The following is a 25,808-nucleotide window of genomic DNA, read 5'->3' as shown; positions in this document are numbered from 1 at the left end:
CAGAACGAGCGATTGGTCCGATGGTCACCCCGGAATCCGGCCGTTCCGCCGCGCGGCGACCGGGTGTCGGGGACGATGGGCGCATGCGTACAGAACGATCCCTGGTGGTGCTCGCGGCCCTGGCCCTGGCGCTCACGGCGGGCTGCGGCGGCAACGAGGAAAAGGCTCCCACGACGCCGGACACGGCGACGGGAAGCCTCGAACAGATCGCCTCCAAGGCGGAGTGCGAGCCGAACATCCAGACCGACGCCGACGAGTTGCGGCAGGGCAACTGCACGACGGACGACGGGAAGTACGTGCTGGTCACCTTCGCCACCGACCGCGGGCTGCGCGAGTGGATCAACGAGGCCAAGGACTACGGCGGTTCGTATCTCGTCGGCAGGAAATGGATCGCGGTCGGTGACGAGAAGGTGGTGACGGCGCTGCGCGGCCGGCTCGGCGGGACCGTGGAGGCCGGCTCGTCGCACCACTCGGGGGGAAGTAGTGGTGGTGGGGGAGACGAGGAGCACTCCGGTCACCGAACGAACTGACCGCGCAGCGCGGATGTGGGGGGACGGGGTTGGCACGGGAGGGCGGAAGCGGGGGCCCCGGCCGGGGACGCGGCCGGGGCCCCCGGGCCTGGTCGGCGCGGGATGCGCGGGTGCTTCAGATGCCCTGGCTCACATGCCCTGGCTCACCTGCCCTGCTTCACCTGCCTTGTCTCACCTGCCCTGCCTCACTTGCATTTACGTCCGCCGTTGATGCAGCTCACGACCTTCTTCATCAGGTTGTCGTCGAAGACATTGATGAAGTCGCCGTGATCGGTGATGGGCTTGTGCAGCTGCTCCGGGAAGGAGTCCACGGCGAAGCCGGGCCCCGGCGGTACGTCGTACACCACGCGCTGGCGGAGCTGGGGGATCGCCTTGAAGCCGTTCTGGCAGCGGCCGTTCCGATCGGCGAACGCCACATGCGTACGGTGGTTGGCGCTGTCCGCGTTCTGGCCGTCCCAGCAGCTCTGGAACGCGAAGGTGCGGACCACCTGGCTGCCCTCGGGACAGATCGGGTATTTGTCCTTGAGCTGGCGGTTCTCGAATCCGGTGCAGCTCCATGAGGCATTCGCGTTGGCATCGCCATTGGTGAATGCCTTGGCGTCGCCGGTGATGATCCGCAGGAACCGCGGCATGGCGGTGACCTTGGACTTCGGACTGCCGGCGAATGTCAGGGTCACCTGGGAAGGCGTCTGGATCTCACCGACATTCCCCTCCTTGCCGCCGCCGTCCACATTGGCGTCGTCCTCGTCCTGGCCGTTCTGGAGACGCAGCACCGGCCAGTAATAGGTGGACTTGTCGCCCTGATTACGGCAGCTGGTCTCACCGGCCGCGAGAGAGTCGTCGGTCGCGAACGCGTCATTGGCCTGGTTTCCGACATAGTCATGCATATGGTGTGCGCCATTGCTCACACCTGGGGCGACGATGACATTGTCCGAATTGAACTTTCCGGCCTCGTTGACCCCGCAGTCGGTGGTGAAGGTGCCCTTCGAGCCGCCCCGGGCGGTCCTGGGCTTCTGGACATTGGGCCGGACGGTGGTGATGTCGACGAAGTCGGAGGCCTCGGGGCCGTTGCCGGCCTGGCCGCCGCCGTTCTGACCGCCGTCCTGACCACCGTTCTGCCCATCGCCCTGACCGCCGTCCTGGCCCGGCTGCCCGCCGTTCTGGCCCGGCTGCCCACCGTCCTGGCCGCCGTTCTGACCAGGCTGGCCGCCCTGACCGCCGTTCTGCCCACCGTCCTGGCCGCCGTTCTGGCCCTGGCCGGGGGAGGTGCCGCCCGCCCGCAAGGTGCAGGGCGCGAGTCCCTCCAGCCCCTGTGGCCGCTCCGCCACCCGGCCGATCGAGAGGGCGATCCGTTCGAGCGTGGCCGTCCGCTTGTCCTTCAGTGGATTGAGAACGGCATTGTCGGCGAATTGCGGATCCCGCTCGATCTGGGCCTTCTCATCGGCGAAGCGTTTGTACGCCTCGGTGATCTGGCTGTCGATGAGGGCGAGATTCCGGTCGACCTCGGAACGCGCCGCGTCCGGCACGTTCGCCAACTGGTCCTGGGTCGCCACATCCGGGCAGTCGATGGTCGACATCGACTGCCACGCATTCTGGGTCTGGGGGGCGGACCGGTTGGAGTCGCCCTCACCCGCGGATGCGTAGACATTGACCGCTACCAGCCCACCCCCGCCCAGGAGCAAGGCAGCCGAGGCGACAATCGCCCGGTTTGCCAGTGTGGAGCGTTTTCTCGATGTGCGTGGCATGGAACTCCTCAAGCTTCGTCGCCGGTTACGGGAAAGCGCGGCAGGGGAGAAGCGAAGCGCTCCGTTCCATACGGACCTCGGCTGCGGGGTGTTCAGGCACCGGGGGAATTCATAGAAATCTCCAGCACCAAACCGGGCGGATGCCCCTCAATCACCTGCCGTGGTCCAGATAGGCGAGAACCGCCAGCACCCGGCGGTTGTCGTCGTCCGACACCGGCAGATCCAGCTTGGCGAAGATGTTCGAGGTGTGCTTGGCCACCGCCCGTTCCGTGACGACGAGTTGGGCGGCGATGGCGGCGTTCGAACGGCCCTGCGCCACCAGCTCCATCACCTCGCGCTCGCGCGGGGTCAGCCCGCCGATCGGCTTGTCCTGCGCCCGCCGGGAGAGCAGCTGCGAGATCACCTGCGGATCCATCGCCGTACCGCCCGCCGCGACCCGGCGTACGGCGTCGATGAACTGGTCCGCGTCGAAGACCCGGTCCTTCAGCAGATAGCCGATGCCGCCGTTGCCGTCCGCCAGCAGCTCGCGCGCGTACAACTGCTCGACATGCTGGGACAGTACGAGGACCGGCAGACCGGGCCGGGCGCGGCGCGCCGCGAGCGCGCACTGCAGGCCCTCGTCCGTGTGGGACGGCGGAAGCCGGACGTCGACCACGGCGACATCCGGTTCCAACTCCGCCAGGGCCCGGGTCAGTTCGGGCCCGCTCTCCACCGCTGCCAGGATCTCGAAGTCGTACGCCTCCAGCATCCGGACCAGACCGTCGCGCAGCAGGAAGAGATCTTCGGCTAGGACAACTCGCAAGGGATCTCCATGGTGACCATGGTGGGACCGCCCGCTGGACTGCTGACGGCCAGGACGCCGTCGAATGTACCGAGTCGGCGTTCGAGTCCGCTCAGCCCCGAGCCGGCCCCGACCGCCGCGCCCCCGCCGCCGTTGTCCGTGACGGCGATCCGCAGCATCCCCCCGGAGTGCGAGACATCGACCCACACCCGGTCGGCGCCCGCGTGCTTGACCACATTGGCCAGTGCCTCGCTCACCGCGAAGTACGCCGCCGACTCGACCGGGGCGGCGGCCCGGCCCGTCAGCTCCACCTGCACCTCGGTCGGCACCGGCAGCCGCAGCGCCAGCGCCTTCACGGCGTCCCCGAGACCGCGCTCGGCCAGTACGGGCGGATGGATGCCCCGTACGAGATCGCGCAGCTCGGTGAGCGCCTCGGCGGAGGACTGCCGGGCCTTGGCGATCAGCGCCTTGGCCTTGGCCGGGTCCTTCTCGATGAGCGCCTCGACGGTGCCCAGATCCATGCCCACGGCGACCAGCCTGGCCTGCGCGCCGTCGTGCAGATCGCGCTCGATACGGCGCAGTTCGGCGGCCGACGTGTCCACCGCGTCGTGCCGGGACTCGGTGAGCCGCTCGATCCGCAGTGCCATCTCCTGGTCGCTGCCGGGGGCGAGGAGCGCCTTGGTCAGCAGGAAGTGGCCACGCAGCAGGTCCGCGTTGTAGCGCAGCCCGAGTCCGAGCAGCACCGCGCCGAGGCCCGCCGCGGCGAGTCCGGTCAACTGGCTGCTGACCGGTATGAACATGTACCAGTACCGGTCGTCCTCGAACACCCGCCACAGGCCCGCGGCGAGTACGAACCCCTCCGCCGCGTAGCCGAGCAGGGCGAAGGACAGCAGGGCGGTGAAGAAGCCCGCCGTCATGTCGACCATCAGCCACTGGAGATCGCGCCAGGTGGCCGGATCCTTCAGCATCAGGGAGCAGCGTTCCACCTGGCCGGTGACGCCGCCGCGCGGATCAGCGGGCAGGGGCCGGTACGGGACCGGGATCCGTACGCCCGACCATCGCGAGGCCAGCAGCCGGCGCTGATTGGCATGCGCCCTGACCATCGTCAGCACCCAGGGGGTGGTGAGGACCCCGAAGCCCAGCAGGATGAAGGCGAGGGAGAGCACCGTCAGCACGAAGAGTGTGATCGATCCGGCGAGCGAGACGACCGACAGCATCAGTCCCCGCCCGGCGGACACCAGCGGGCCCGGCTTCTTCGTCGTGCTGTCCATGGCGTTCTTCTCTCCCTCGCGGCCGAAGGGCCCGACGGCCCTCCCGGCGGTCCGACCGCCGGACCTGGCACCAGTCTGACCGGGGCCGTTCGACGGCGGCAGCCGGTCGGCCCCCGGTCCGGGGTGGTGCTGGATACACCCTGTGCGGCACACCGGGATTGTCAGTGGTACCTGGCACGATCGGTGGAACGGGATGAGCGTGATGGGGAACGACCAGGGGGAACATCATGGGCACGTGGGACACCGGCCACTTCGACAACGACGCCGCGGTGGACTTCTCGGCGGACCTGGACGAAGTGACCGTCGAGCGGCGTACGGAGATCGTGCGGGCGGCGCTGCTGCGTGTGGTCGGCGGGGATGGTGGCGAGGACGGCGGAGGCGGCGCGGGCGGGCAGCTCGACGGTGAGGCGGGGGCGGTCGCCGTCGCCGCGGCGGCGCTGGTCGCGGCGCAGTGCCCCGGCGGACCGCCCGTGGAGTCGGTGTACGGCCCGGAGGAGCCGCTGCCCCGGCTTCCCGAGGAGCTGAGGGAGCTCGCGGTGCTGGCCCTGGACCGGGTGAGCACGGCGGGGTCCGAAGTGCGCGACCGCTGGGTCAGGGCGGACGGCGAGGACGGCGCGTGGCACCACGGAGTCGCCGAGCTGCGGGGCGCGTTGACGGCGGCGATAGCGGGACGGGGGGAGAGCCGGGGGCGGTTGGAGGGCTAGAGCCAGTCCGGACAGGCACTAGTGCCTGTCCGGACACGCCCTAGCCGAGGCCCTGTTGAGCCAGCACCCTCGCCTCCAGCTCCGGTGCCAGGCCCACCGGCGGGCGGTCCGGCCGCTGGGGGGCCCGGCCGCCGATCGAGCCGAGCCAGGCCCAGGTGTCCGCCACCGTCTCGGCCACCGGGCGGCAACGCAGGCCCGTGGCGAGCGCCTTGGAGACATCGCTGCGGTGCATGGCGTCGTGCATCGCGCCCGGCGGGATCCAGACCGGCAGGTCGGTCCAGGGCTCGATCCCGGCGGCGAGTACCTTCTCGGGGTCCGTCCAACGCAGCTCGGCGTCGGACCCGGTGACACGTACGCAGGCGTCGAGCAGCTCACCCATGCTGGTGTGACCGGCGGGGCTCACCAGGTTGTACGGGCCGCCCAGGCCGTCCCGTACGGCGTCCAGGGTCCATTCGGCGAGATCGCGCGCGTCGATGTACTGCAAGGGGTTGTCGCGCGGCCCCGGCGCCAGTACCGGTCCGCCCCGGGCGATCCGCCCCAGCCACCACGGCAGCCGGCCGATGTTCTCCCCGGGCCCGAGGATCAGCCCGGCACGGACCAGCAGTGCCCGGTCGCCGAAGACCGCCTCGGCGGCCAGCTCGCCGCCGCGCTTGTCCTGGGGGTACGCGGTCTGCCCGGCGGCGGCGGAGGCGCCTTCCACCAGGGGGCCGTCCTCCGTGAGCCCGGCGGGGGTGGGGTCCGCGTACACCGAGCGGCTGGAGATGTACGCGTACCGTCCGACGCGGTCCGCCAGGAGCCGGGCCGTGGAGAGCACCGCCGACGGGGCGGCCGACCAGGTGTCGACGACCGCGTCCCAGGTATCGGATCCGTCGGAGAGATCCGAGAGATCCGAGAGATCCGAGAGATCGGAGAGATCGGAGAGGGCCGCGAGACCGCCGGGCGAGGTGCGATCACCGAGCAGGGTGGTCACACCGGCGGGTGCTTCGTGATGGCCGCGATGGAAGACGGTCACCCGCCAACCGCGGGCGAGCGCCGCCTCCGTGACCGCGCGGCCGACGAATTCCGTACCACCGAGGATGAGGAGTCTCATGGCCCCGACTCTGCCGCCGCGTCCGCGTCGGGGCCAGCCAATTCGCTGCCAGAAGAATCATGGACCCTCGGGATCTGCCGTACGCACCCACAGGGATGGCAGCATGTGCCCACCATGACAGATGTCAGATCGCCGATACGCGCCCTGCGGGCCGCCGCTTTCGCGGCGGTATGCGTGACTTTGGCGGCGGTGGGGCATTCGTTCACATCCGGGCATGACATCCCGGTCGGCGCGCTGTGGACGGCGTTCGGAGTGACCGCGGGCGTGGCCTGGCTCGCGGGCGGCCGGCGGCGCGGGTTCCGCTCGATCGGGGCCGGGCTCCTCACCGTCCAGGGCGGACTGCATCTGATCTTCGCCGGAGCGCTGCCGCTCGGTGGGGCCCTGTCACCGGACCACACACCGCACGGCGCTGACGGCGTCACCGGCACCGGCACCAGCACCGGCATCGGCACGGGCATGGACATGGGAATCGGAGCGGGCGCGGGCGCGCCCATGGGGGAGCACACCGGGACCGGCGTCCTCCCCATCGACACCGGTATCCCCCTCGGTCTGGACGGTCCGGTGGGGATGCTCGCCGCCCATCTCCTCGCCGCCGCCGTCTGCGCGCTCTGGCTGGCCCGGGGCGAGGCCGCGCTCTTCCGGCTCGCGACCGCCCTCGGCGCCCTGGCCCTCTCCCCGCTCCGGCTGCTGCTGACCTCGGTCCCGCCGCCCGTCGCGGCGCTGTCGGAACGGGCGGTACGGCCCGCCGACGCTCCCGCGCCGCACCGCTTCCGGGGCGTCGTCCTCGCGCACACCTTGTCGCGGCGGGGCCCGCCGGCGCGCCGTACCTCCCGCGCCACGGCCCCGGCAACGGCCCTCATCACCACTGTCCGACCTTAGGCAGGCAGGGCGGACCCCGGGGTCCGTTTCCCCATGCCCACGCCCATACCTAGGACAGTCATGGCCATTGACGACCCCGTACAGGGGCCCGAGACCGACGACCGGCCGGCCCGCGAAGAGCCGACGACCGCGACAGGCGCCAACACCGGCACCGGCACCAGCACCACCACCCCATCCGTCTGGAGTTCCCTGCGCCCCCTCGTGCTGCGGCTCCACTTCTACGCGGGCCTGCTCATCGCCCCGCTGCTACTGATCGCCGCCACCAGCGGATTCCTCTACGCGCTCTCCTTCCAGGCGGAGAAGGTCGTCTACCGCCACGAGCTACGGGTCCCGGTCGGCGACCGGGCCCTTCCGCTGTCCCAACAGCTCGACGCCGCCCGCGCCGCCCGCCCGGACGGCACGGTCACGTCCGTACGCCTGCCCTCCGAGGACGGCGCGACCACCCGGGTCCTGATGAGCACGCCCGACGCCGAGGAGAGCAAGTCCCTCGCCGTCTTCGTCGATCCGTACACCGCGGAGGTACGGGGAGAGCTGACCAGCTACGGCAGTTCGGGCGCCCTCCCGCTGCGCACCTGGATATCCGAGCTGCACCGCCATCTGCTGCTCGGCGAACCGGGGCGCGTCTACAGCGAACTCGCCGCCAGCTGGCTCTGGGTGGTGGCCCTCGGCGGCGTACTGCTCTGGCTCGCCCGTACCCGCGCCTCGAAGCGCGCGCTGCTCACACCGGAGCGCGGGGCCACCGGCCGGCGCAGAACGCTCTCCCTGCACGGTTCGCTCGGTCTGTGGGCCGTGACCGGGCTGGTGCTGCTCTCCGCCACGGGGCTCACCTGGTCGAAGTACGCGGGCGAGAACATCGGCTCGGTCAAGGACCAGCTGGGCGGCGGCACGCCCGTCGTCTCCGCCGCGCTCGAAGGGGGCACCGGCGGAGCGGGCGGCGGCGGTCACGAGGGCCATGAGTCGATGCCCGGTATGGAGAACATGCCCGGGATGGAGGGCATGGGCGGTGGTGGGGACGTCGGTATCGATCTGGTGGTCGTCGCCGCCCGTCAGGCCGGTCTCGACGGTCCGGTCTCGGTGACCCTGCCGACGGAGGGCACCGGCTATGTGGTCGCGCAGACCGACACCCAGTTCCCGGTACGGCTCGACTCGGTCGCCGTCGACCCCGCCAACGGCATGGTCATGGACGAGCTCAGGTTCGCCGACTACCCGTTGCTCGCCAAGCTCACCCGCTTCGGTATCGACGCCCATATGGGCCTCTTCCTCGGGGTCGCCAACCAGCTGGCGCTCGCGGCGCTCGCCCTCTCGCTGATCCTGATCATCTGCTGGGGCTACCGGATGTGGTGGCTGCGCCGGCCCACCAAGGACCGGAAGCTGAGCGCGGGCAGGGCGATACCGCGCGGTGCCTGGCGCAAGGTGCCACTGACCGTGCTGCTGCCGCTCGCGGTGGCCGTGGCGCTGATCGGCTGGTTCCTGCCGCTGCTGGGCATCAGCCTGCTGGTCTTCCTGGCAGTGGACGGCCTGCTCGCCCTGCGGGCCCGCGCTCGCGCCCGAGCGGCCCGCGCCTGACGGGAGCGGGGGAGCCCTGCCGGCGCCGCCTCGACGTGGCTCGGCGGGGCTCGGCGGGGCTCGGCGGGGCTCCCCCGTATCGCCCCCGGTCAGGGCGTGTACTTGTACCCGACCCGCCGTACCGTCTGGATGCTGTGGCGGTGGGCGGTCCCCAGCTTGCGGCGCAGCCGTGCCACATGGACGTCGACGGTTCGTCCGTCGCCCACATGCCCGTAGCCCCAGACCGTGGTCACCAACTGGTCGCGGGTGTGCACCCGATGGGGATGGGCCACCAGATGCGCGAGCAGCTCGAATTCGAGATACGTGAGATCCAGCTGGTGCCCGTCCACGACGGCGGTCCGCTGGACGCTGTCGATCGACACGGGGCCGCTGTCGGCACCCCTGGACCCGGCCCCGGGGGCCCCGGACCCGGCGTCCGCGGTCTGCGCGGTGGTGAGGGGCGGCGCCGAGGCCGCCGCCAGCACCGCCGCGTGCTGATCGGCCGGTACGAGCACGAGATAGCCGACCATCGGCGGCTGTCCCGGCAGCGAGGGCAGGGTGTGCTGGGGCGCGGGCAGCCAGGTCGCGCCGGGCGGCAGGAAGTCCACGACCTGTCCGGCGGCGACCCCCGCGGGGAGGCTCGGGACAGTCGGGAGGCTCGGGACGGTCGGGACGGTCGGGTGGGTGTGGCGTGCGTGGCGGGCGACCGGCGCGGTCTCGTCGCTGTCGACGGCCCGGAGCCGGTGCCGGCCGGGCGCGGCCTGTTTCTGGTTCAGTGCGGCTGCGGTGGCGGTGGCGGACGCGGTGGCGCCCGCCGACGCGGACGCGGACGCGGAGGAGAGGGGGCGGGGATTCGCCATGGGAGGTCAGCTCTTTCGCGCGAAGGAGTCGTCGAATCGACGGGACGGACGGGAAGTACGTCATGCGCGGCGGCCGAAGGCCGGAAAGAAGGCTTTAGAGGGCCGGCGCGTTCCACGCGCGGCAACACACCCGGTCGAAGTCGTGATGCTGCCGGGACGGCCAGAACGGCTCCAGGTCGGAGCGACCTGTCGCGGGGTGCTGGAAGCTGGCCATGTCCCCATTGAAGCAGATACCGGATGGGCGCTGCAGGTCCCTTTCGGCTGTCGATACGGCGCGATCCCGTGACAGCCGACACAGCGCGCGGCGGGGAACGCGACGAGGGGACGGCCGCCGTGGGGCGACCGCCCCCTCACGGAGCGTGGTGTGAGCCGAGTACGAGCCGGACGGGTCAGACCTGGCCGGCCTTCTCCAGCGCGGTGCAGCAGGTGTCGACGATCAGTCGCGTCACCACGTACGGGTCGACATTGGCGTTCGGGCGGCGGTCCTCGATGTACCCCTTGCCCTCCTGCTCGACCTGCCACGGGATACGGACCGAGGCGCCGCGGTCGGAGACGCCGTAGCTGTACTCGTTCCACGGGGCGGTCTCGTGCAGACCGGTCAGCCGGTCGTCGATGCCCGCGCCGTAGTTCTTGACGTGGTCGAGCGGCTTCGAGCCCTCGCCGAGCGATTCGCACGCGGTGATGATCGCCTCGTACCCCTCGCGCATCGCCTTGGTCGAGAAGTTGGTGTGCGCGCCCGCGCCGTTCCAGTCGCCCTTCACCGGCTTGGGGTCGAGCGTCGCGGAGACCTCGAAGTCCTCGGCGGTGCGGTAGAGCAGCCAGCGCGCGATCCACAGCTGGTCCGCGACCTCCAGCGGCGCCAGCGGACCGACCTGGAACTCCCACTGTCCCGGCATGACCTCGGCGTTGATGCCGGAGATGCCGAGACCCGCCTTCAGACAGTTGTCGAGGTGCGCCTCGACGATGTCGCGGCCGAAGATCTCGTCCGCGCCGACACCGCAGTAGTAGCCGCCCTGAGCGGCCGGGAAGCCGCCCTCGGGAAAGCCCAGCGGACGGGCGCCCTTGAAGAAGGTGTACTCCTGCTCGATGCCGAAGATCGGCTCCTGGCCCGCGAACCTCTCCGCGACCTCGGTCAGCGCCGCACGCGTGTTGGACGCGTGCGGTGTCAGGTCGATGTTCAGGACCTCGCACATGACGAGGACGTCGTCGCCGCCCCTGATCGGGTCGGGGCAGGAGAAGACCGGCTTGAGTACGCGGTCGGAGGCGTGACCCTCGGCCTGGTTGGTGCTCGACCCGTCGAAGCCCCAGATGGGCAGCTCCGCGCCGGCGTTGAGGATCCTCGTCTTCGAGCGCAGCTTGGCGGTCGGCTCGGTGCCGTCGATCCAGATGTACTCAGCCTTGAAGGTCACGGGTCTCATCCTTTGCGGGTGCAGCAGGTATGCCCCGAAGCTTCGCAATCTGTGATTTCCCGTCTGTTGCCCCTCTGTGAACCACGCGTTACTCAGGTTTCCCGCCACGCGATCGGGCGCCCACTCAAACGCCCCACTCAGGCGGCCACTTACGCGGCCCACCTACGCGGCCCACTTACGTCGTCGGAACGTGCCCGAGGTCCGCGCTCCGGTCGCGCGTACCGACACGGCACACTGGCCGTCATGAGCAAGCTACGCATCGGACTCCTCGGCACCGGCCCCTGGGCGGAGCGCACCCACGCCCCCGCCCTGGCCGCCCATCCCGGACTCGAACTCAGCGGCGTCTGGGGGCGGCGCCCCGAGGCCGCCTCGGCGCTCGCCGCCGCCCACGACACCACGGCCCACTCGGGCGAGGTCGGCCTCGACGCGCTCTTCGCCGAGAGTGACGCCGTCGCGTTCGCCCTGCCGCCCGACATCCAGGCACCGCTCGCGGCGCGGGCCGCCGCGGCGGGCTGCCATCTCCTCCTGGACAAACCGGTCGCGACGACCGTGGCGGGCGCCCGTGAGGTGGCGGACGCCGCGGCGTCCGCCGGGGTCTCGTCCGTCGTCTTCTGCACGCTGCGCTTCGCGGCGGGCACCGCGGGCTGGCTCGGTGAGCAGGCCGCGAAGGGCGGCTGGTTCACCGCCCACGCGTACTGGCTCGGCGCCCTCTACGCGCCGGGCGAGACCAGCCCGTACGCCAACTCACCCTGGCGCCGCGAGAAGGGCGGCCTCTGGGACGTCGGCCCGCACGCGCTCTCCGCGCTGATTCCGCTGCTCGGCGAGGTGACCGACGTGACGGCGGTACGCACCGAGCCGGACCTCACCCATCTTGTGCTGCGGCATGTCTCCGGAGCGGCCAGCTCCGTGGCGCTGAGCCTGAGCGCGCCGAAGGCGGGCGCGGGTACGGGGATCGAGCTCCGGGGCGAGCACGGTACGGCGGCGCTGCCGGGGGACTGGGGCGACCCGGTCACCTCGTTCGGGGCGGCGATCGACGCGCTGCTGGAGTCGGTCCGTACGGGGCAGCCGCACGCCTGCGACGTACGGTTCGGGCTCCGGCTGACGGAGATCCTGGTGGAGGCGGAGCAGCAGATCAACGCCTGAGCACGTCAGCACCACCGGAGGCCGTTCGGCCGGTCGTCGAGGACCGGCCGAACGGCCTCTCGCTTCGCTGCTCCCTCAGCAGGCCGTGATCGGGCGCGCCGACGGCCGGGGGCCGAAAACCACCCCCGTGTCGACGACCGGGGCCGAAAACCACCCCGTGCCGACGACCGGGGCCGAAAACCAACGGGCCGCCCGGATAAACCCCTGCCCCCGCAAGATCATCGTATTGAGTTAATGCTGATGGTTTCTCTGGGTCAATTGCGTACGCAGGCCGTTACTGTTCCCTGAGATCTGGACGGATTCCAGCGGATTTCATGATGTTTGCCCCTCTTCTTCCTTTCTTCCGTTACCGCGCACACACTTCCGCCACCGCCCGCCCTCACGAAGGAGCGCTCGACCCATGACTGTTGACACCAGCCCGGAAGCACCGCTGGGGTCGCCTCGGCAGTCCAGCCTGAGCACGGCGGCTGCCCGCAACCTCGCCACCACGACCAAGTCCGCCCCGCAGATGCAGGGGATCACCTCTCGCTGGCTGCTGCGGACACTCCCCTGGGTGGAGACCAAGGGAGGCACCTACCGGGTCAACCGCCGGCTCAGCTACACCGTCGGCGACGGGCGCGTGGAGTTCATTCAGGACGGTGCAAGCGTCCGGGTGATCCCCCGCGAACTCGGCGAACTGGCCCTGCTCCAGGGCTTCGAGGATGTGGAGGTGCTGACCACGATCGCCGACCGGTGCGTCCAGCGCGACTTCCGCGCGGGCGAAACACTGGTCGAGCGCGGTACGCCCGCCGAGCAGATCCATTTGATCGCCCACGGCCGCGTCAGTCAGACCTCCGTCGGTAAGTACGGTGACGAAGTCGCCGTCGCCGTACTCGCCGATGGCGACCGGTTCGGTGAGAACGCCCTGTTGGACGCGGACGCCCGGTGGGACTACACCGCCACCGCCGAGACCGCCGGCACCCTGCTGACCCTGTCCCGCGCCGACTTCGCCGCCGTGCTGTCCGTGGCGCCGAGTCTCCAGGCCCATATCCAGCGGTTCAGCGCACTGCCCCACCAGCGGCAGAATCGTCACGGCGAGGCCGAGATCGCCCTGTCGGCCGGCCACACCGGCGAGGCCGAGCTGCCTGGCGCGTTCGTCGACTACGAGCTGAAGCCGCGCGAGTACGAACTCTCCGTCGCGCAGACCATTCTGCGGATCCATACGAGGGTCGCCGATCTCTACAACGGGCCGATGAACCAGACCGAGGAACAGCTCAGGCTCACCATCGAGGCGCTGCGCGAGCGCCAGGAGCACGAGCTGATCAACAACCGGGAGTTCGGCCTGCTCCACAACGCGGACTTCAAGCAGCGCATCCAGACCCACTCCGGCCCGCCCACCCCGGACGATCTCGACGAACTGCTCTGCCGGCGCCGCGGCTCCAAGTTCTTCCTCGCCCACCCCAAGGCGATCGCGGCGATCGGGCGTGAGTTCAACCGTCGCGGTCTCTACCCGGCCCACGTCGACCTCGGCGGGCAGCAGGTACCGGCCTGGCGCGGGGTCCCGATCCTCCCCTGCAGCAAGATCCCCATCACCAAGGAGAAGACCAGCTCGATCCTCGTCATGCGCACCGGCGAGGACAACCAAGGTGTCATCGGTCTGCGTCAGACCGGTCTGCCGGAGGAGTACGAACCGGGCCTGTCCGTGCGCTTCATGGGCATCGACGAGAAGTCGATCATCTCGTACCTCGTCTCCACCTACTACTCGGCCGCCATCCTCGTGCCCGACGCGCTCGGCGTGTTGGAGAACGTGGAGATCGCCAGGAGGCACGACTAGATCCTGTCCGGTCGATCTTCGCGGGCCCGCGGCGTCCGGCGCGCACGCTCGCCGCGTTGTCGGGCTCGTCCAACTCGTAAAGGAACCATGGATGCCCGACCCTGAGTTCTTTCCTCCGCAATCGAGCCTGCCCGGTGCTGCCGCCCACTTCGGGGCGTACGTACTCGCCGACGCGGTCGCCACACTTCCTGTGGACGCCCCGACCTCCGTGGACGCCCTGCCCCTCGCGGACGTCCCCGCCGACGAAGCGCGCACACCGGCCGCCGCCCTGGAACGGATCCTGCGTGGCCCCAGCGGCCTGGGTACGGCGAGCCTGCGTCTGGCCCGGCGCGAGGAGCCGCCGACGCTGCCGGCACCGGAGCCGGAGTTGGAGCCGGAGTCGGCACCGGCTGACGGCAACCCCGTCCCGGGCCTCTACCACCACCCGGTGCCGGAGCCCGACCCCGCGCGGGTGGAGGAGGTCAGCCACAGGATCAAGGCATGGGCCTTGGGCGAGGTCGACCTGTACCCCGACGACTGGGAGGACCAGTTCGACGGTTTCTCCGTGGGGCGCTACATGGTGGCCTGCCATCCGGACGCTCCCACCGTCGACCACCTCATGCTCGCCACACGTCTGATGGTCGCCGAGAACGCGGTGGACGACTGCTACTGCGAGGACCACGGAGGCTCGCCCATCGGCCTCGGTGAACGCCTTCTGCTGGCGCACACCGCCCTCGACCCGCTGCACACGACGAAGGAGTACCAGCCGCGGTGGGAGGAGTCGCTTCGTTCGGACGCGCCTCGACGTGCCTACCGCTCCGCCATGGAGTACTTCGTCCAGAAGGCCAGTTCCTCGCAGGCCGACCGGCTCCGGCACGACATGGCCCGGCTGCACCTGGGGTACCTCGCCGAGGCCGCCTGGGCCCAGCAGGACCAGGTCCCCGAGGTGTGGGAGTACCTGGCGATGCGCCAGTTCAACAACTTCCGTCCCTGCCCCACCATCACCGACACCGTCGGCGGCTACGAACTGCCGGCGGACCTGCACGCACAGCCCGCCATGCAGCGGGTCATCGCGCTCGCCGGGAACGCCACCACCATCGTGAACGACCTGTACTCGTACACCAAGGAACTCGCCTCCCCCGGCCGGCATCTGAACCTGCCGGTGGTGCTCGCCGAACGCGAGAACCTCTCCGACCGCGAGGCCTATCTGAAGGCGGTCGAGGTCCACAACGACCTCATGCGTGACTTCGAGGCCGAAGCCGCGGCCCTGGTCGCCGCCTGCCCCGTCCCGGCCGTGCAGCGCTTTGTACGTGGCGTGGCCGCGTGGGTCGACGGCAACCACTACTGGCACCAGACCAATACCTACCGCTACAGCCTGCCCGACTTCTGGTAAGAAGAATGGATTCATCTGTGACCAACACCGAGCTCACCACCGTCGCCGCCCGCACCGGCACCTCCGTGTTCATCCCCTCCCCGGCGACGCCCTACCAGGGAGACATCGCCCGCTACTGGGACCACGAGGCGCGGCCGGTGAATCTGCGTCTCGGCGATGTCGACGGCCTCTACCACCACCACTACGGCATCGGTGACGTCGACCACGCCGCCCTGGGCGACGTCGAGGACAGCGCGTACGAGAAGAAGCTGATCGCCGAGCTCCACCGCCTGGAGTCGGCACAGGCCGAACTCCTCCTGGACCACCTCGGCCCCATCGAGCGCGACGACACCCTCGTGGACGCCGGGTGCGGTCGCGGCGGTTCGATGGTCATGGCCCATCAGCGCTTCGGGTGCAAGGTCCAGGGCGTCACACTGTCGGCCAAGCAGGCCGACTTCGCCAACCGGCGTGCCCGCGAACTCGGTATCGAGGACCATGTCCGGGCCCGCGTCTGCAACATGCTCGGTACGCCCTTCGAGACCGGGCAGGCCGCGGCCTCGTGGAACAACGAGTCCAGCATGTACGTCGACCTGCACGACCTCTTCGCCGAGCACTCCCGGGTCCTCGCGGTCGGTGGCCGCTATGTGACCATCACCGGCTGCTGGAACCCGCGTTACGGCCAGCCCTCGAAGTGGGTCTCCCAGATCAACGCGCACTTCGAGTGCAACATTCACTCCCGCCGGGAGTACCTACGCGCCATGGCCGACAACCGGCTCGTACCCCAGGCTGTTGTCGACCTCACTCCCGCGACCCTGCCGTACTGGGAGCTGCGGGCGACGTCCTCACTGGTCACGGGCATCGAGGAAGCGTTCATCAACTCGTACAAGGACGGCTCCTTCCAGTACCTGCTGATCGCGGCCGACCGCGTCTAGTGGTCTGCGTCCCGGAGTCGGGGATTCAGTGTCCTGAGACCCGTCAAATGGCCTCTGGCCAGGGGCGATTGTCAGTGGGGCGGGGTAAAATGGGGGTAGTTCGTGAGGGAACAACCACCGCGCCGGGAGGTCGCCGATGGCCGTTGCCACCATGCCGACGAAACCCTTCGAGAGTCAGCCAGCCCTCAAGCGCAAGCCACTGCCCGCGGGCCGGCCCCGTGAGTGGTACGAGACCCATAACCGCCGGCTCAAGGCCATGCGCCTCGCCATCGCCCTGCTCGACTCGGGCGTGTACCACCCGGCGAACGCGAACAACGGGAGGATACGGAGGACGGCGGCCCGGATCGGAATCCACCCGCCGTCGGACACCACCTGCCGCATGGTGCGAGCCCTGATCGGTTAGTGCCTGTCCAACGCCGGGCCCGGGTCGGCGTTGTGTCCCGCTCGGCGGTGTGCCCCGCTCGGCTTCTCTCCGGTCTCCGGGAGAGGAGTCGAGCGGGGCATCGTCGGTCTCACCGTCGTGCCGTTCACTTGGGGTCGCGGTTGAACAGCGACGTGGACCAGCGGTAGCCGAGCGCGATCAGACCGAGGCACCAGGCGATCGCGAGCCACCCGTTGTTGCCGATCTCGGTGCCGAGGAGCAGGCCGCGCAGGGTTTCGATGGCCGGGGTGAACGGCTGGTACTCGGCGATCGGCTGGAACCATCCCGGCATCGTGTCGGCCGGGATGAAGGCGCTGGAGATGAGCGGCAGGAGGATCAGCGGCATGGCCATATTGCTTGCCGCCTCGGGGTTCGGGCTGGCCAGTCCCATCCCGATCGCGATCCAGGTGAGCGCCAGGGCGAACAGCGCGATCAGCCCGAACGCCGCGAGCCACTCCAGGACGTTGGCGTCGGTGGAGCGGAAGCCGATGGCCACGGCGACGGCGCCGACGAGGACCACACTGGCGATCGATTGCAGGACGCTGCCGACGACGTGCCCGATGATGATGGAGCCGCGGTGGATCGCTATCGTGCGGAAGCGGGCGATGAGGCCCTCGGTCATGTCCATGGAGATATACACCGCCGCCCCGATCACGGTGCTGCCGATGGTCATCAGCAGCAGTCCAGGAACGATATAGGCGATGTAGTCGGAGCGGTCGGCACCGCCGCCGCCGATGCCCGCGCTCATCACATCGCCGAAGATATAGACGAAGAGCAGCAGCATCATGATCGGTGTGAGCAGCAGGTTCAGGGTCGCGGACGGGTAGCGCCACGCGTGGAGCAGATTCCGCCGCAGCATCGTGGAGGAGTCGCGGACGGCGAGGGAGAGGGTGCTCATCGGGCGGTCTCCTTGGGCTGGTTGGGGACGTGGGCCGGGCCGGTCAGGGCGAAGAAGACGTCGTCGAGGTCGGGGGTGTGGGTGGTCAGTTCGTCGGCCTCGATACCGGCGGTGTCCAGCCGGTCGAGGAGGGAGCGAAGCTCGCGCTGGCCGCCGTCGCTGGGGATTGTCAGTGTCAGTGCGTCGTCGTCCCGGGTGGCCTCGCGCAGCGCGAGGGCGGCGGATCGGTAGGCGGCCGGGTCGGAGAAGCGGAGCCGGATGTGTCCGCCGGGGATGAGCCGCTTGAGTTCGTCGGCGGTGCCTTCCGCGGCGATCTTGCCGTCGCTCAGTACGGCGATGTGGTCGGCGAGTTCGTCGGCCTCCTCCAGGTACTGGGTGGTGAGGAAGACGGTGACGCCGTCCGTGACGAGTTGGCGGATGATGCCCCACATGGTGTGGCGGGCGCGTGGGTCGAGGCCGGTGGTGGGTTCGTCGAGGAAGATGATCCGTGGGTTGCCGACGAGGGTCATGGCGATGTCGAGGCGGCGCTTCATGCCGCCGGAGTAGGTGGAGGCGGGCTTCTTCGCGGCGTCGGTGAGATCGAAGCGCTCCAGCAGTTCGGCGGCGATCCGCCGTCCCTCGCGCTGGGACAGGTGGTGCAGGTCCGCCATGAGGAGCATGTTCTCCTCGCCGGTGATCAGACCGTCGACGGCGGAGAACTGCCCGGTGACGCCGATCGCGGCGCGTACGCCGTCGGGTGATGTGGCGATGTCGTGGCCCGCGACCTGGGACTGCCCGCCATCGGCGGAGATGAGGGTGGAGAGGATCTTGACGGCGGTGGTCTTGCCGGCGCCGTTCGGACCGAGCAGCGCGAACACGGACCCGGCCGGGATACGCAGATCGATACCGTCGAGGACGGTCTTGCCGCCGTACGACTTGCGCAGCCCGACGGCGGAGATGGCGGCCGGCGACGCGTGACCGCCGCCCTGCCTGGTCGTGGGCATGACAGATGAAGCCATGGGGGCCTCCCGTTTCGAAAGGTGAAGTGGCTGGGGGGAGTGCGTGAGTTGAGGACGGTGCTTCTGGGGGGCCGGGCCGGGCCCGGGCGCGGCGGACACCGGGGGGCGTGGCGCGCACCCGCCCGGCCCGGAACCCGAAGTGGCGCGTCCACACCTACTCGGTGACGTTGACTACCGGTATACGGTAACGCCGACTAGTGGTACTTGGCAATACTGAATAGCTGCGGCATAGGAGCTCGGAGCCCCGCCGGCCCCCGGCGCCTGAAGCGGCGTCACCAGGAGCCGAGACGGAACGAGCGGAGCGAGCGGAGCGAGCGCGGTGCACCGGACGACACGCCCTGGCCCCCGCGCCTCCCCCGTGGCATGCCGTGGCGATGCCGGCGTACGCGATACGGAGCGGCGGCAGCGTCAGCCGCTCCGTATCGATGACCGGGCCACTGACACGCCACTGACACGCCACTGACGCGCCATGACCGCGGCACTGAGCGAGGTTACGAGGGCGCGACCACGTGCAGTCGCCCGTGCCGGAGCGCGAAGCGCGGCAGGGAGACCCCGAACACCTCCGCGATGGCGTCGAGAGCCTCGTACTCGTCGTCGGGATCCAGGGCCCAACTCCCCTCCGAGCCGCCGTCCGAGGCGCCGCCGTCCGAGGCGCTGCCATCCGCGCCAGGGCGTGAGTCATCGCCCGCGTCCGTATCCGCGCCCTCGTCGTCGTGCGCCTCGTCGTACGAGTCCTCGTCCCAGTCGGGACGCGCGTCCGGGAAGAGATGCCCGGGGTCGAGCGCGTCGAAAATCGCTCCCCACTGCTCGGTCTCCCCGTCGCGCACGGTGAAGCCGTACACGTGCTCCCCGTCCTCCGCGTAGGAGAAGTGGAACGTGCCGGGGAACGCCGCTGACCTGCCACCGCGTTCGCACCACACCGTCACCGACTTCGTGCCGCGCGACACCGACTCACTCGGCGGCTCCGTATGGTTCCGCCCGCTCTCGAACGCGAAACTCCATCGCTCCGGGTCCGTCCCCCAGACGCCGCACGATCCGATACGTATGGCCTGCCCCGCCTCCGACTCGTCGCACGGCGCCAACAGCGGTCCCTGGCCGATCCGGTCGGCCAGTTCCTGCGGCGAGACATCGTGGACGAGGACGAAGCGATAGGCGTCCGGCGCCGATGGCCGGGTGTCCTCGGCGAGCCAGCCGAGCCCGTCCAGCCTCGCCCGGCGAGCCTTCACATCACCACCGTCCTCCGCCGCGCCCTGGCCACCGGCCCGGGGAGTCTCCAGGAGGTACCGCCCGCGCTCCGCGGTGATCACCGGCCCGAGGAGAGGGTCGGCGAGCAGCCCGACCGGGGCCATGTGCTCGTCGCCGTACGGCTCCCAGTCGGCCACGGCCGCCGCCAGTGTGCGCCACGCGCCGTCCGTATCACCCCACCGCGCCTGTTCACGCGCCGCGGCGACCGCGTCGCCGAAGGGTCCGGGAGCCTCGTACCGGAACGTACGCTCATCGATCTCCCGCAGCAGGGCCAGCGCCTGCTTCCGGCCGTCCCCGTCATGGTCATGACCGCCGGGGGGCCGGAGGAACTCCGCCTCGTCATGGCCCGCCCAGAGGTGCTCCAGCGCGGCCAGCGGCACAAGCTCGCGCGCGTACAACGGATCGTCCATCCGCCCGGCGGAACGGAGATCCGCCGACGCGCCGGCGATGCCGCCCCAGCCGCCCGTACGGTCGCCGCCGCTCAGCATCGCCTCCACCTGGACGCGCGGCCAACGGGCGCGGGGCCGGCCGCACTCGTCCGCCTCCGTGAGCAGTTCGAGCGCTCCATCGATGTCCGCACCGTCCAGACAGGCCGAACACGCCTCTTCGACATCGGCGTCGAGTTCGCGCGTCGTCTCGTTCACGAACCCCGGGTTGTCCCCATGAGTGCGGTGGAACTCCCGGAACAGGGCCTGCATGAGATCCATGAACGACCCGTGGCGCTCGGGCCGTTCGCCGCCCGCCCCATCCCGGTGGAGATAGGCGGCCCACTCTCCGGTGGCATCCGGATCGCCGGGGTCGAGCAGGACCTCGACCGAGTCGGGGGCGGTGGTCAACCGCAGTGCCCTGCCCCACATACCGGCCCTGAGCACCTCCTCGTCGGAGGCGTGCTCGTCCAACGCGCCCTCATCGACCGCCTGAAGGCCGTCGGGATCCCCGTACCAGTGGACGCCCTCCGCCGCGCCCACCCGGCTGACGGCCGTCCCGGCGGGCCGCCACCCGTCGGTGGTCGCCAGAAAGGACCGGTAGGTGGGCGGCAGCGTCACCCCCAACCGCGCCTCCAGCTCGGTGATCCGGTCCTCCCCGGCGGCCGGGAACCCCAGCCACCGGTCCCGGAGGACCGTCTCGTCCACGTCTCCGCGCCCTCGCGCGTCGGGCGAGTCGAGCCAGTCCGCACTCCACCGCTCAAGGAAGGGGCGCCAGTTGTAGGTCTTCATGCCGTCATGGTGCCAGCGCCCACTGACAACGGACACCCGCCTCCACCCGGACGCGGAGCACGCCCTCCCCGCATGCACTCCCTCTTTGCTGAATCAGCAAGAAGGTTTATCGAATGGGCAGGAGCGGGCGGACCATCTCCAGTGAACGGAGGTAAGAGTGCGCATGAGTGATCAAACAAGACAGAACGGGATCATCGTCCCCCGGGCCGGGGAGCGCCGCCATGACGTCGTGGTCGTGGGCGGGGGCGCCGCCGGATTGAGCGGGGCGCTGGCCCTGGCGCGGGCACGGCGGTCGGTCCTGGTGATCGACGGGGGCCGGCCGCGCAACGCCCCGGCGTCCCATGTCCACAACTTCCTGACGCGTGACGGCACGCCCCCCGCGGAGCTGTCGGCCGCGGGCCGTGAGGAGGTGACCGGTTACGGCGGCGAGATTATGGCGGGCGACGCCGTGGCGGCCGAGCGTCTGGACACCGGCGGCTTCCGGGTCGCTCTCGCGGACGGGACCACGGCTCTGGCGCGGCGGCTGCTGGTGACCACCGGCCTGGTGGACGAACTGCCGCCGGTGCCCGGCGTGGCCGAGCGGTGGGGACGCGAGGTGCTCCACTGCCCGTACTGCCATGGCTGGGAGGTACGCGACCAGCCGATCGGTGTCCTCGCCACCGGGCCGCTCGGCACGCACCAGGCACTGATGTGGCGGCAGTGGAGCAGCGAGGTGACGTTGTTCCTGCACACCGCCCCCGAGCCGGGCGAGGAGGAGTACGAGCAGCTCGCCGCCCGCGACATCGCCGTGGTGGACGGTGAGGTGACCGGTCTGGAGGTGACGGACGACCGGCTCGCCGGCGTCACCCTGGCCGGCGGACGGACGATCCCCGTCCGCGCCCTGGTGGTCGCGCCGCGCTTCACCGCCCGCGCGGACCTGCTCACGAGTCTGGGCCTGGCACCCGTCGAGCTGGAGAGGGGCGGCGAGGTGATCGGTACGTACATCGCCTCCGACCAGGCCGGCGCGACGGCCGTGCCGGGGGTATGGGTGGCCGGCAATGTCACCGATCTGATGGAGCAGGTCCTCGGAGCCGCCGCGGCGGGCGTACGCGCCGCCGGGGCGATCAACGCCGACCTGATCGCCGAGGACACGCGCCGGGCCGTCGCCGCCCGCCGCGATCCCTTCTCCCCGAGGCGGGAGCGGGAGGCCGCGGAGCACCGTGTGCGCGGGGGTTCCGGGCACGGGCCGTGACCCCCGTAGGGAGAAGACCACCACCGACCGGATCGTCCGCGAGCGTTCCCGTACGAACCCGCGAGCGTTCCCGTACGAAAGAGGAGAACACACCAGTGGCACACGAAAGCATCTCGGACGAGGCGTTCTGGGACACCCGCTACGGCGAGAACGACCGCGTCTGGAGCGGAAACCCCAACACCGTACTGGTACGGGAGGCCACCGCCCTGGAACCGGGCAGCGCCCTGGACCTCGGCTGCGGCGAGGGAGCCGACGCGATCTGGCTCGCCCGCCGCGGTTGGCGAGTCACCGCCACCGACATCTCCCAGGTCGCCCTGGACCGCGCGGCCCGGCACGCGGCGTCGGCCGGGGTCGGCGACCGTATCGACTGGCGACGACACAACCTCGCCACCTCCTTCCCCGCCGGAACCTTCGACCTCGTCTCCGCCCATTTCCTCTACTTCCGCGGCGACACGCCCCGGGAGGAGGTCCTGCGTGCCGCGGCCTCGGCCACCGCGCCCGGCGGCGTGCTCCTGATCGTCGGGCACGCGGGATTCCCCTCCTGGGAGCAGAACCCCGACCCCGCCGTGCACTTTCCCGAGCCGGACGAGGTCCTGGACTCCCTCCAACTCCCCGACGGCCAGTGGGAGGTACTCCTGAGCGAAGAACACGAACGAACCCAGACGGCCCCCGACGGCCGCCCGGCCACCCGCACGGACAACGCGGTCAAGGTCCGCCGCGTCGGCGGCGATCGCTGAGAAACCGGGCCGTTGCCACAGGTCATCGAGTTCGGTCTTGTCGCGTTCGAGAGCGACTGGCGCGCGGCGAGGTCCCGGTCGCTGTTGTAGGCACTCCCGGCAAGCCGGTACCGGTCGGTGACGGCGGCGTCGTGTGCGGTGTCGTGTGTGGCGTCGTGTGCGGCGGACAGTTCGGTCACGTCGACAGCTCCCGAGGACGGCGGGCAGGACCCCGACCCGCGTGTGAGAATTGAGTACAGGATCGCGGTGAGCCCCGCCCGTCGCCGCACGGGGGAGCGGGCGCGGCACCGGAGTCCCCGTCCCCGCTGGTCCCATCGACACGCTGGGAGGCTCTCTGTGAGCACACATCTCAATGCGTGGCCGACGCTGGTCCGTGAGGACCTGGCGCCCATGGTCGACTATGTGAACCGAGTGGTACAGGTCGCGGGCAAGTACACCCTCGACGAGCCCTTCGAGGCCGGCTGGGGAAACATCGTCCTCGATGTCACCCCTCGGGGGCTCAGTACGCCAACCCTTCGGCAGGGAGGCGTGACCTTCGCGGTGCACTACAGCCTGCTCGACGGTGACGTGGTCATCGAGGCGGACAACGGCTCGCGGACGGTGCCGTTGTCCAAGGGATCAGTCGCCACGTTCTACGCGTCTTTCTGCGACGCGGCGGACGAGCTCGGCATACACCGACCGCGCAGCTCGTTGATCTGTGAGATTCCGGATGCCCCGCCGCGCTTCGAGGACGATCGTGTCGAACGCACCTGGGACGGCCACGCGGCCCGGCTGATCTGGACGGCGTTGAACCTTGCCGCTGACGGGCTTGAGGCGTGGCAGGCACCCTTCCTGGGGCACCGCCCCCGGGTCGGTGTGATGTGGGGCGGCTTCGATCTGTCCGCCACGCGTTTCCGGGCGCAGCCCACCGTGCCGCCGGCCCACGAGCCGCCGTTCATGCAGAACGCCCAGCTCGACGCGTACGTGTCGGTGGGTTTCTCCTTCGGGGACGCCAAGGCGCCGAACGTCGGCATGTACGCGTACATCTGGCCCCAGCCGGAGGGCCTCGGGGGCCGGTCCTGGGGTGTTGACGGCGCCGCCTGGCATCCCGACGCCGGTCTGGTTCTTCTGCCGTGGGCCAGGCTCAGGGAGACAGCGGACCCGCACCAGGCCATTGTGGCGTTCGGTGACGCCGTCTACGACGCCGCCGTCGAGACGGCGGGCTGGCCGTCCGACCTCGTCGGACCCCGCGTCGAGGGTTGGTACATGAGTAGGACACCGCCCGCGCTCGTCCAGCACCAGCACCAGCACCAGCACTAGCACCAGCGCGGCTGACGCGGGCCAGGCGGGACTTTCGTAACACGCCCTAGGTGGGGATGGGTTTGGTGCGGGTGCAGTTCTTCCATTCGACCCAGGGGCGGGCGCCGCCGCTCTGTGGGCCTTTGGCGTAGGTGGGGTCGCCGGTGATGGTCTGGTTCTTTTCTTCGTGGGTGATGTCGATGCCGAAGAGTTTGAAGCCGAGGGTGAGTTGTCCGGCGGAGATGCCGAAGCCGATGCCGAGTGAGGCGTTCCACCAGTCGGTGTTGGCCTGGTAGTCGAGGCGGGTGAGTTTTCCCTTGTCGTGGAGGAGGCGTTCGATGGGGCCGGCGTCGTCGTCGAGTGCTTCGGCGGCGTCGGAGGGGGTGGGCAGGGGGTTGCTGGCGGGGGTGTCGCCGCGTCCGCGCAGCCAGTCCTCGACGGTGGTGCTGTCGGTGTCGTTGTCGAGGGTGACTTCGGCGGATTCGGTGTGGATCTGTGAGTTGATGGTTCCGCCGCCGCCGCCGACGTCGATGGTCACGGGGCCTGCGTTGGCGCCCGCGCCGGTCTGGATGCCGGGGCCGTCGCCGGATTCCTGGCTGGTGGTGATGGTCAGTTTCTGGGGGTGGTGTGGTTTGCCGTCTTTTTCTTCCTGGTCGTAGGCCGCGGCGTCGTAGGTGACCGCGACCTGCTGCATCCTGCTGCCTTTGGCTTGTGCGACGCCGCCGGCGGTGCCGCTGACGGAGAAGGTGTAGACGAAGGTGATTTTGCCGGCGTCGGGGCCGGTCTTGGCGCGCATGACGACGACGTCTTCGGTCATCGAGCCGGAGAGTCCCTCGAAGGAGATGCTGCCGAGGTCCTTGGGTCCGTCGGCGCCTTTGCCGTCCTTGCCGCCCTTGGTGTCCTTGCCGCTCTTGCCGTTGCTCTTGAAGGACTTTCCGAAGCTCACTCCGCCGGATGCCTCGGTGGAGGTCTTGGTGATGTCGACGTCCGGCGCCAACTCCGGTTCGAGGTCGGGCTTCTTGGAGGCCGCGTCCTGGGCGCAGGCTCCCATCGCCGCACCGGGGTTGTAGCCGCTCTGGTATTTGCAGCCGTCGTTCGCCTTGAGGTACGCGGCGAACTGCTGGGCGTCCTCCAGGTTGGCCGCCAGGTCCGCCTGCGGATCGCCGCTCTTGTTCCCGTTGAAGAGCCACTGCCCGCCGCTGCCGCTGCCCGACATGAAGCTGCCGCTCAGCGAGGCGCTGCCGCCCCAGTCCTTCAGGCCCGGAATCCCCGCGGAGATGCTCGCCGTGACCCCGCCCCCGGTCTCATTCACCCGCTCCAGAGTGACGGTTCCGTCGGACCACTGCTGGAGTTTGACCGTCTCCGACGAGCTGATCTTGATGAAGGCCACCTGGATGACGACGGTGGCCTTGGTCTGGTCCTGGGACAGCAGACACTTCGCGGGCTCGAACGGGTCGCCGTTGGGTACGAAGGGATCGTCGGGACCCCCGCCCCCGCCGTCGCCTCCGTCGCCGTCGTCGCCCGCGTAGTCACCCGAGGAGCAGGCCTCGGCGCCGCTGAGCGGGTGGAGTATTCGGCACACCGCGCTCTTCAGCCCGGTCGCCGTGTCGGCGGGCACGCTCAGACCGACGATCGCCGCCACGACCAGCGAGACGACCCCGACCATCGCGGCGTACTCGGCCCCGCTCTGCCCTCTGTCTCCGAGCGCATTGAGCCCACCGAGCCCATTG

General features: G+C 70.2%; 22 protein-coding genes. 12 read left to right on the top strand and 10 right to left on the bottom strand.

All coding sequences use genetic code 11. From position 1 onward, the window contains the following. Window positions 1-83: 83 nt before the first annotated feature. Complete coding sequence (locus AB0M67_RS05150) at window positions 84-530, top strand: hypothetical protein (protein ID WP_365742723.1); 447 nt, start codon at window positions 84-86, stop codon at window positions 528-530. Window positions 531-715: 185 nt separating this feature from the next. Here AB0M67_RS05150 and AB0M67_RS05145 read toward each other — a convergent pair whose 3' ends face one another. The 3 genes from AB0M67_RS05145 to AB0M67_RS05135 all read right to left on the bottom strand — a co-directional run bounded on the left by AB0M67_RS05145 (window position 716) and on the right by AB0M67_RS05135 (window position 4,327). Continuing rightward, the gene (locus AB0M67_RS05145; RefSeq protein WP_365742721.1) at window positions 716-2,275 is read right to left on the bottom strand and encodes a DUF1996 domain-containing protein; all 1,560 of its coding nucleotides are present in this window, start codon (window positions 2,273-2,275) and stop codon (window positions 716-718) included. A 151-nt stretch (window positions 2,276-2,426) separates the two neighbouring features. Then, complete coding sequence (locus tag AB0M67_RS05140; RefSeq protein WP_365742719.1) at window positions 2,427-3,077, bottom strand: response regulator transcription factor; 651 nt, start codon at window positions 3,075-3,077, stop codon at window positions 2,427-2,429. Next, window positions 3,062-4,327, bottom strand: a complete 1,266-nt coding sequence (locus AB0M67_RS05135) for a sensor domain-containing protein (protein ID WP_365742717.1) — start codon at window positions 4,325-4,327, stop codon at window positions 3,062-3,064. The genes AB0M67_RS05140 and AB0M67_RS05135 overlap by 16 nt, the downstream gene beginning before the upstream one ends. A 227-nt stretch (window positions 4,328-4,554) precedes the next feature. Here AB0M67_RS05135 and AB0M67_RS05130 point away from each other — a divergent pair, with 227 nt between their 5' ends. Beyond that, complete coding sequence (locus tag AB0M67_RS05130; protein WP_365742714.1) at window positions 4,555-5,031, top strand: DUF4259 domain-containing protein; 477 nt, start codon at window positions 4,555-4,557, stop codon at window positions 5,029-5,031. 40 nt (window positions 5,032-5,071) lie between these two features. Here the strand turns inward: AB0M67_RS05130 and AB0M67_RS05125 are convergent, their stop codons facing one another. Beyond that, complete coding sequence (locus tag AB0M67_RS05125) at window positions 5,072-6,121, bottom strand: NAD-dependent epimerase/dehydratase family protein (RefSeq protein WP_365742712.1); 1,050 nt, start codon at window positions 6,119-6,121, stop codon at window positions 5,072-5,074. A gap of 114 nt (window positions 6,122-6,235) precedes the next feature. Between AB0M67_RS05125 and AB0M67_RS05120 the strand changes: the two genes are divergently transcribed. Further along, window positions 6,236-7,000, top strand: a complete 765-nt coding sequence (locus tag AB0M67_RS05120; RefSeq protein ID WP_365742710.1) for a hypothetical protein — start codon at window positions 6,236-6,238, stop codon at window positions 6,998-7,000. 60 nt (window positions 7,001-7,060) lie between these two features. Next, window positions 7,061-8,566 (top strand): PepSY domain-containing protein, encoded by a 1,506-nt coding sequence (locus tag AB0M67_RS05115; protein ID WP_365742707.1) that lies wholly within the window; start codon window positions 7,061-7,063, stop codon window positions 8,564-8,566. Window positions 8,567-8,655: 89 nt separating this feature from the next. On the opposite strand, the gene AB0M67_RS05110 is transcribed toward AB0M67_RS05115, so the two are convergent. Both AB0M67_RS05110 and glnII read right to left on the bottom strand, forming a co-directional pair. After that, window positions 8,656-9,405: a winged helix-turn-helix domain-containing protein gene (locus tag AB0M67_RS05110; RefSeq protein ID WP_365742705.1), complete on the bottom strand. Its 750-nt coding sequence runs from the start codon at window positions 9,403-9,405 to the stop codon at window positions 8,656-8,658. Window positions 9,406-9,794: 389 nt separating this feature from the next. After that, window positions 9,795-10,814 carry a glutamine synthetase gene (gene glnII, locus AB0M67_RS05105; RefSeq protein WP_365742703.1) on the bottom strand — a complete coding sequence of 340 codons (1,020 nt, stop codon included), beginning with the start codon at window positions 10,812-10,814 and terminating at the stop codon, window positions 9,795-9,797. A gap of 243 nt (window positions 10,815-11,057) precedes the next feature. Between glnII and AB0M67_RS05100 the strand changes: the two genes are divergently transcribed. The 5 genes from AB0M67_RS05100 (at window position 11,058) to AB0M67_RS05080 (ending at window position 16,456) form a co-directional block, all read left to right on the top strand. Then, window positions 11,058-11,957, top strand: coding sequence for a Gfo/Idh/MocA family oxidoreductase (locus tag AB0M67_RS05100; RefSeq protein WP_365742701.1), 900 nt, complete (start codon window positions 11,058-11,060; stop codon window positions 11,955-11,957). A 400-nt stretch (window positions 11,958-12,357) separates the two neighbouring features. Continuing rightward, on the top strand, window positions 12,358-13,770 hold the full coding sequence (locus AB0M67_RS05095) for a family 2B encapsulin nanocompartment shell protein (protein ID WP_365742698.1): 1,413 nt from the start codon (window positions 12,358-12,360) through the stop codon (window positions 13,768-13,770). Window positions 13,771-13,861: 91 nt separating this feature from the next. Next, on the top strand, window positions 13,862-15,142 hold the full coding sequence (locus AB0M67_RS05090; RefSeq protein WP_365742696.1) for a family 2 encapsulin nanocompartment cargo protein terpene cyclase: 1,281 nt from the start codon (window positions 13,862-13,864) through the stop codon (window positions 15,140-15,142). 17 nt (window positions 15,143-15,159) lie between these two features. Continuing rightward, the gene (locus AB0M67_RS05085) at window positions 15,160-16,053 is read left to right on the top strand and encodes a geranyl diphosphate 2-C-methyltransferase (protein WP_365742694.1); all 894 of its coding nucleotides are present in this window, start codon (window positions 15,160-15,162) and stop codon (window positions 16,051-16,053) included. 136 nt (window positions 16,054-16,189) lie between these two features. Further along, complete coding sequence (locus tag AB0M67_RS05080) at window positions 16,190-16,456, top strand: hypothetical protein (RefSeq protein WP_365742692.1); 267 nt, start codon at window positions 16,190-16,192, stop codon at window positions 16,454-16,456. Window positions 16,457-16,580: 124 nt separating this feature from the next. Here AB0M67_RS05080 and AB0M67_RS05075 read toward each other — a convergent pair whose 3' ends face one another. From AB0M67_RS05075 to AB0M67_RS05065, 3 genes are all read right to left on the bottom strand, one after another. After that, entirely contained in the window at window positions 16,581-17,372 is a 792-nt protein-coding gene (locus tag AB0M67_RS05075; protein ID WP_365742690.1) for an ABC transporter permease, read from the bottom strand. After that, window positions 17,369-18,370, bottom strand: a complete 1,002-nt coding sequence (locus tag AB0M67_RS05070; RefSeq protein ID WP_365742688.1) for an ATP-binding cassette domain-containing protein — start codon at window positions 18,368-18,370, stop codon at window positions 17,369-17,371. Before AB0M67_RS05070 ends, AB0M67_RS05075 begins: the two co-directional genes overlap by 4 nt. A 491-nt stretch (window positions 18,371-18,861) precedes the next feature. Next, window positions 18,862-20,832, bottom strand: coding sequence for an SMI1/KNR4 family protein (locus AB0M67_RS05065; RefSeq protein WP_365742686.1), 1,971 nt, complete (start codon window positions 20,830-20,832; stop codon window positions 18,862-18,864). 163 nt (window positions 20,833-20,995) lie between these two features. On the opposite strand from AB0M67_RS05065, the gene AB0M67_RS05060 reads away from it, so the two are divergent. The 3 genes from AB0M67_RS05060 (at window position 20,996) to AB0M67_RS05050 (ending at window position 24,099) form a co-directional block, all read left to right on the top strand. Further along, complete coding sequence (locus AB0M67_RS05060) at window positions 20,996-22,063, top strand: NAD(P)/FAD-dependent oxidoreductase (protein WP_365742684.1); 1,068 nt, start codon at window positions 20,996-20,998, stop codon at window positions 22,061-22,063. 95 nt (window positions 22,064-22,158) lie between these two features. Then, on the top strand, window positions 22,159-22,800 hold the full coding sequence (locus AB0M67_RS05055; RefSeq protein ID WP_365742682.1) for a class I SAM-dependent methyltransferase: 642 nt from the start codon (window positions 22,159-22,161) through the stop codon (window positions 22,798-22,800). A gap of 336 nt (window positions 22,801-23,136) precedes the next feature. Beyond that, complete coding sequence (locus tag AB0M67_RS05050; protein WP_365742680.1) at window positions 23,137-24,099, top strand: DUF5996 family protein; 963 nt, start codon at window positions 23,137-23,139, stop codon at window positions 24,097-24,099. 46 nt (window positions 24,100-24,145) lie between these two features. Here AB0M67_RS05050 and AB0M67_RS05045 read toward each other — a convergent pair whose 3' ends face one another. Next, window positions 24,146-25,744, bottom strand: a complete 1,599-nt coding sequence (locus tag AB0M67_RS05045) for a hypothetical protein (RefSeq protein ID WP_365742678.1) — start codon at window positions 25,742-25,744, stop codon at window positions 24,146-24,148. Between the last annotated feature and the right edge of the window lie 64 nt (window positions 25,745-25,808).

Origin of the sequence: Streptomyces sp. NPDC051662, assembly GCF_040681655.1 — a bacterium.
Lineage (GTDB): Bacteria > Actinomycetota > Actinomycetes > Streptomycetales > Streptomycetaceae > Streptomyces.
Note: the sequence above shows the minus strand (reverse complement) of the source record. Positions and strands in the feature narration are given on the sequence as shown.